Raw genomic sequence first — 4,318 nt, 5'->3', positions numbered from 1 at the left:
CCTCAAGAATGTGTTGGGGCTTTTCATCCGGCAGGGGCACACCATATTCAAGATAAGAAACCCGCACCTTGGGGCTTGGCGGTTTACGGCGGATCTGCATAACTCAACCTGCCACTGCCAAAGCTGCCTGTTTATAGGCAACTTCTACCACTTCACTAAGGGTGGGATGGGTATGAACTTCATTAGCTAGTTGTTTTACGCTCTGGCGCCTAGCTACTGCATTTGCAACCTCCTGAATTAAATCAGCGGCATGGAGGCCATAGATATGGGCACCGAGCACTTCACCTGTGCCCTTATTAAACAGCAACTTCATTATTCCATCACTTTCTAATTCCGCTAATGCTTTGGAATTAGCCTTGAAATAACTGCGCACCGTGCCTAATTCAAAGCCCTGCTCAACTGCTAATGCTTTAGCCTCAACTTCACTTAAACCAACGGAACTTATCTCCGGATGGGTGAAGGTAGCAGCTGGAATTGAGCGGTAATCAATCTGGCGATGATGGCCCAAGATATTATCCACTGCAACAGCCCCCTGGGCTGCAGCCGTGTGGGCAAGCATCATCTTTCCTGTTACATCACCAACAGCCCAAAGATGGGGTACGGGCTCACCATTCGCCAGCACCCGCATCTGATCATCAACGGGTATAAAACCACGGTTGGTTTCCACACCAACGGCAGCAAGATTTAGATCTTTACTAGTTGGCACGCGGCCGGTTGCCACCAGCACCGCATCAACTTCCAACACCTCAACCAATTCTTTACTAGTGGCATCAATTAATTCAATCCGCACCGGATTGCCGGGGGTAACTTTGCTAGCAAAAACACCAACCTTTGTTTCAATGTCGCGGCCATCAATAAGTTTGCGAGCGGCTAATTTGGCAATATCTGGATCAAAAGTTGGCATTACCCGATCGAGGGCCTCGATCATCGTTACTTCACAGCCAAGAGCTGTATAAACATCAGCAAATTCAAGGCCTATATATCCACTGCCAATGATTGCAAGCCAAGGGGGCAAACTTTCTAATTTAATTGCATCATCACTTGTAAAAACTGTTACTCCATCAATTGTGATACCAGGAGGCACAAAAGGATCTGAACCACTGGCAAGCACCACATCTTTGGCGCTAAGTACGCGTTCAATGCCATCCGATTGCCGCAAAGCCACCCTCTGGCTTGCCTGCATTCGCCCTTGCCCCCTAATAATTGTTACCCCTGCCCGCTCCAAACTTTTTGTGAGATTTTCGCGGATATTTGCTACTAATTGATTGGCATGGTTTGCAATAGCCTCTCGATCAAAACTATGGCCGCCAGTTTTGATCCCAAATTGCGCCAAGTGAGCTTGATCAGTTAGCTCCCGCACCTTGCCACTGGCTGCAAGCAAAGCCTTTGAGGGCACGCAACCGCGATTAACGCAGGTGCCTCCCATATCAGCCCTTTCAATAATTGCCGTGCGCAAACCATGGTCGGCCCCATGTTTTGCAGCATCAAAGCCTCCGTAACCGGCACCAATCACGATCAAGTCGTAATCGAATTTGTTGTTTGATCCCTCTGCAGCAGTCAAGGGCCAATCTCAGCTGTTAAAGATTCTCCCCTGCCATGGAGCGCCCTGTGGGTTTGGCGGTTGCGTTCCATCAACATCAAACCTGCTGCCACTGCCACATTGAGGGATTCCACCTCTTGGCCATGGGGCACCGTTACCAATTGCGCTTCATCTATCAACTCTGCCGCTAAGCCAGCCCCTTCATTGCCAAGCAGCAAGACACTTGGTAATTGCCAATCCACCTCCCAATAAGGCCTGCCTCCCCGCTGCACCGCTGCCAAAACTTGGAGGCCGGATTGTTTGGCAATAGTTATGCCGGCAACCAAGCTGGGCCAGCGCTTTAGTTGTAGTTGCAAAACTGCCCCAGCCGAAGCCCGCAACACTTTTGGCTGCCAAGGATCTGCTCCGCCGCCAAGCCACACCTGATCAACACCTGCCGCAAGCGAAGTGCGCAATAAGGTGCCGAGATTGCCCGGATCTTGCACCCGATCCAAGGCCAGCAGCAGCGGTTTAGCAGCTAGATCAAGCTGGGGCAGTGAAGTTAGATCACTTGGCATAGCCAAAAGTGATACAACACCATCTGGATTTTCAGTGCTAGCCATTGCACACAACACCTCTGGGCTAACGATTTGCCGAGGCGTTAATTGCATTAAATATTGATGGCGTTGGGCCCAAATATCGGTGGAACAGATCAATTGTGGTTCTAACCGCAACCGCTCACATTCCTGAAGCAGATGAGTGCCCTCTAGCAAGATCAAATTTTGCTCTTTGCGCCCCTTTGTCTGGTGTAGCGATCGCAATTTCGCCACCAAAGGATTGCGTCTACTTGTAATTATTTCGGAGCCCAGGGTTAAATCTCCTCAAAACGGCGCATATGCAGTTCTTTTTTAAGTTGTAAACCATCGCTGGAAAGTTCGAGCCCCTTCACTGAAGCAACTGAACCTTTGATCCCTTCTGCCCTTAAATTTTCAACTAGTTTTTTAATTACCTCCTCTTCCACCTTGGCTTCTTCCATGCCATCGGGGGTGAGTTTTTCTAAAAAACGGCCAACTTTTGAAGCAACCAAATCCGATGCATTGCTGATTTTGAGAACGATCACATCATCTGTGGCATACCGCTTAATAATGTCAAAAAAAAACAGATTTGACGAGCAACTTACGAAAGAAATCGCATTTTAATTCGTTTATTAATGCGGATGGGGAGACTTGAACTCCCACGACATTACTGCCACTAGTACCTGAAACTAGCGCGTCTACCAATTCCGCCACATCCGCTGACGTCGCCGTAAAACGGCCATTTCAAACCCTAACCCACAACACCCCTCTTCCCTCGCGAACCCATCGTTAATGGTAAAGACAGTTCCAAGGGCGGCCTTCTAGACTGTCTTAGGCTTAATTGTCAATATACGAAGCGCAGACGGTAGCCTTCCATGACAGTAACCCTCACACCGTCTCAACAGCTTTTAACCCCCCAATTGGAAATTCGTGGGGGTGCCCAGCTGCAAGGGGAAGTGAGGGTGAGTGGCGCAAAAAATTCAGCCCTAGTGCTAATGACCGCCAGCTTGCTCAGCGCAGATAGCCTGCGGTTGCGCAATATGCCGGCGCTTTCAGACATTGGCGGCATGGGCGACATCCTTGCGGCAATTGGTGTTCGGATTAATCGCGGCAGCGATTGGGTGGAATTGCAGGCAGATCAATTAAGCCAGGTATCTCCCCCCTACGAATTAGTTAATAGTTTGCGGGCCAGCTTTTTTTGCATTGGCCCCCTGCTAGCCCGCCTCGGGGTTGCCAGGGTGCCCCTACCAGGAGGTTGCAAGATCGGCGCCCGCCCGGTGGTGGAGCACGTAAAAGGATTAAAGGCACTTGGAGCTCAAGTAACTATTGAGCACGGGGTTGTGTCGGCGGTAGTGCCAGGCCGCGGCCATCGCCTCACCGGTGGACGCATCCACCTCGATTGCCCCAGCGTTGGTGCCACAGAAACCTTGATGATGGCTGCCGCTTTGGCGGATGGTGAAACGGTGATTGAGAATGCCGCTCAAGAACCGGAAGTAATTGATCTCGCAGGGCTAATCATCGCCATGGGGGGCCGGGTGCGTGGTGCTGGCACCCCCACGATCACAATTGTGGGGATGGAAAAGCTGCATGGGGCTGATTACATGGTTATTCCCGATCGGATTGAAGCGGGAACCCTTTTATTGGCAGGAGCTATCACCCGTTCCTGTATCCGGGTAACACCTGTTATTCCAGAACATTTAGGGGCTGTAATTAGTAAACTTGAAGAGTGCGGATGCAAACTCAGCAACGATGGCATCGGCATAACTATTAAGGCTGATCAAGTTAATTCGGTTGATTTACGCACTCAACCTTTTCCAGGTTTTCCAACTGATTTACAGGCCCCTTTCATGAGCCTGCTCGCTACAGCCAATGGCACCAGCGTGATAACTGAAGCAATTTTTGAAAATCGCTTGCAACATATCGGCGAATTGCAGCGCATGGGTGCAGCGATTCGCACCCAAGGAAATACAGCTTTTGTTGAAGGGGTGGCTCGGCTCAGCGGCGCACCCGTAACCGGCAGTGATCTAAGGGCAGCTGCAGCAATGGTGCTGGCGGGTCTTGCTGCCGATGGCGTTACTGCGGTGCAAGGTTTACAACACCTTGATCGTGGCTACGACAATCTTGAAGGCAAGCTAAATGCATTAGGTGCTTCGATAAAACGCACCTACACTTGATGGGGGCAGTCGGACTCGAACCGACAAAGCCGAAGCCGGCGCATTTTGAG

4 protein-coding genes, 1 tRNA gene and 1 pseudogene are annotated in these 4,318 nt (G+C 50.6%); 1 reads left to right on the top strand and 5 read right to left on the bottom strand.

Annotated elements, in window-relative coordinates; translation table 11 throughout:
- The 5 genes and pseudogenes from AC2JC8_RS09735 to AC2JC8_RS09715 all read right to left on the bottom strand — a co-directional run.
- Positions 1-100, bottom strand: a pseudogene (locus tag AC2JC8_RS09735) (indole-3-glycerol phosphate synthase TrpC); the annotation flags it as partial.
- A gap of 3 nt (positions 101-103) precedes the next feature.
- Positions 104-1,561: a dihydrolipoyl dehydrogenase gene (lpdA, locus tag AC2JC8_RS09730; protein WP_484594639.1), complete on the bottom strand. Its 1,458-nt coding sequence runs from the start codon at positions 1,559-1,561 to the stop codon at positions 104-106.
- On the bottom strand, positions 1,558-2,349 hold the full coding sequence (locus AC2JC8_RS09725) for a TrmH family RNA methyltransferase (protein WP_484400733.1): 792 nt from the start codon (positions 2,347-2,349) through the stop codon (positions 1,558-1,560). Before AC2JC8_RS09725 ends, lpdA begins: the two co-directional genes overlap by 4 nt.
- Before the next feature lie 41 nt (positions 2,350-2,390).
- Positions 2,391-2,639, bottom strand: a complete 249-nt coding sequence (locus AC2JC8_RS09720; RefSeq protein ID WP_255131930.1) for a hypothetical protein — start codon at positions 2,637-2,639, stop codon at positions 2,391-2,393.
- A gap of 91 nt (positions 2,640-2,730) precedes the next feature.
- Positions 2,731-2,814, bottom strand: a tRNA-Leu gene (locus tag AC2JC8_RS09715).
- A gap of 155 nt (positions 2,815-2,969) precedes the next feature.
- Between AC2JC8_RS09715 and murA the strand changes: the two genes are divergently transcribed.
- Positions 2,970-4,268 carry a UDP-N-acetylglucosamine 1-carboxyvinyltransferase gene (gene murA / locus AC2JC8_RS09710; protein ID WP_295458370.1) on the top strand — a complete coding sequence of 433 codons (1,299 nt, stop codon included), beginning with the start codon at positions 2,970-2,972 and terminating at the stop codon, positions 4,266-4,268.
- Positions 4,269-4,318 lie beyond the last annotated feature (50 nt).

Source organism: Synechococcus sp., from assembly GCF_982614295.1.
This window is presented reverse-complemented; position numbering and strand designations above follow the sequence as displayed.